Origin of the sequence: Methanoregula sp., assembly GCF_002835825.1 — an archaeon.
In the GTDB taxonomy this organism is placed as follows: Archaea; Halobacteriota; Methanomicrobia; order Methanomicrobiales; family Methanospirillaceae; genus Methanoregula.
This window is the reverse complement of the sequence record NZ_PIZH01000483.1, coordinates 1-1,548: the sequence shown is the minus strand read 5'-3', so window position 1 is coordinate 1,548 and position 1,548 is coordinate 1. Positions and strand designations below refer to the sequence as shown.

At 55.9% G+C, this 1,548-nt stretch carries 1 protein-coding gene; it reads left to right on the top strand.

Going from position 1 to position 1,548, the window contains the following annotated elements; all coding sequences use genetic code 11:
- Nucleotides 1-155: 155 nt before the first annotated feature.
- Complete coding sequence (locus tag CW742_RS12520; protein ID WP_292420860.1) at nt 156-1,064, top strand: thiamine pyrophosphate-dependent enzyme; 909 nt, start codon at nt 156-158, stop codon at nt 1,062-1,064.
- Nucleotides 1,065-1,548: the final 484 nt, after the last annotated feature.

The window sequence follows — 1,548 nt, the reverse complement described above, 5'->3', positions numbered from 1 at the left end:
CGGTGCAATGGACGGGCAGCAGTTACCCAGGCAAGACTACATAGGCGGGGTGGACGGCGGGGAAATAAGAACAAAGGATCTCAAGAAGATCGTTGACTTCAGCGAGAAGGGTGTAAGCGTCCAGTTCTCTGGCCTGAGGAAGGAATTGAGCTGAACTGGAAGAGAAGCAAAAGACCTGCGATCTCTGTGACTGCAGCCATCGTGCCTGCGGGGGCTGCGGGGCTGCGCTTGCCGCCCGGCTCGTCACAGAAGCGGCGGGGACCGAGACGATCGTGGTCTCGTCCACGGGTTGTATGGAGGTCTTCTCCACCCCGTATCCCGAGACCGCGTGGAAAGTCCCGTGGATTCACTCGCTCTTCGAGAACGCAGCTGCCGTTGCATCGGGCATTGAAGCTTCGTTAAAGAAGCAGGGCAGGAAAGAGAAGATCGTAATCATGGCCGGTGACGGCGCAACCTTCGATATCGGCATGATCAGCATCAGCGGCGCATTCGAGCGCGGCCATGACTTCACCTACATCTGCTACGACAATGAGGCCTACATGAACACCGGCATCCAGAGGTCCGGTGCCACGCCCCTTGATGCCAGCACGACAACGAGCCCGGCCGGCTCCCAGTCGTTTGGCAACAAGCGGCCCAAGAAGGACATGCCGGCCATCCTCGCCGCCCACGGGGCACCCTATGTCGCCACCGCGTCCATCGCCTACCCGGCAGACCTCCGGCAGAAAGTCGAAAAAGCCATCAACACCCCCGGGCCGTGTTATGTGCAGGTCCATGCACCCTGCTGCACCGGTTGGGGATTCGAGGGCGAGCAGACCATCGCGATCGCAAAACTCGCCATCGAGACCGGGCTCTGGCCCAACTTCGAGATGGTTGACGGCAAGGTCACCAAGGTGAAGAAGGTTGTCCGGAAACCGGTAACCGAATACCTCAAGACCCAGAAACGGTTCCGCCACCTCTTCAAGCCCAAACTGCAGGAAGCCGAGATCGCAGCCATCCAAGCCATTGCAGACCGGAATGCGGAGAAGTACGGCCTCGACATCAAGATTCCGCCGAAGAAAGAATAACAGTATTCATTCTCTTCTTTTTTCGTGCCGGTGATTCTCTTTTGGATAAAGGCACCTTTTGGCGGAGATGAATATCCCCGGGATTTTCATGAGATTTCTCTGCTGCTTCGCAACATAGCGCGCTCTGTTGAAACGCACATAAACCAGAGTCCACACCCGAACGTTGAAAAACACCTGCTCTATGAATGGGTGTGTGTGCACCCCATATCAGGGATACGGCAATCCGGGCCTATTGCGGGCTCCGTTTCCCCCCTTTTCCGGAACCAGAGGGAATAATTCCGGAAAATGAGGGAATAATTAGGAGAAAGTCTCCATTTTTACGCCGCAGAGGGGAGGTAATTTTTAGCCACATTCTTTTGGCCGATTCGCAGGCAAAACGGGTTTTGGCCTGTGGCAGGGGGGTTTAATCGAACCGGATGCTGCTAAGGCTTGTTTGACGGGAAGAGGGGATTCTCCTTCGAACAAACCATTTGTTGCTTCCGTA